Below are 244 nucleotides of genomic sequence, written 5' to 3' on the forward strand. Positions count from 1 at the left end.
CGTATAAATTTAACCGGAAGGAGCGTGCGCCTATGCTGCGTTACGTGAAAAACGGCATGCTGCTGCTCAGCATCGCCTTTATCGTCCTGGGGGTCCTGCTGCTTGTTATGCCGCAGACCAGCCTGCTGTGGATCTGTTATGCCTTCGGAGCCGTGGTACTGCTTACCGGCGTCGTCTGCCTGATCCAGTATGTGCGCGTCCGCGGCAGCGGCTTTACCGCTCCCTTTTTGCTGGTAGGCGGCAT

General features: G+C 57.8%; 1 protein-coding gene. It reads left to right on the forward strand.

The features are described 5' to 3' along the window. Positions 1–32: 32 nt before the first annotated feature. Positions 33–244 (forward strand): DUF308 domain-containing protein (locus H6B10_RS16430; RefSeq protein WP_204652467.1); only part of this gene is annotated, 212 nt, incomplete at its 3' end.

This window comes from Gemmiger formicilis (assembly GCF_016901605.1).
In the GTDB taxonomy this organism is placed as follows: domain Bacteria; phylum Bacillota; class Clostridia; order Oscillospirales; family Ruminococcaceae; genus Gemmiger; species Gemmiger formicilis_B.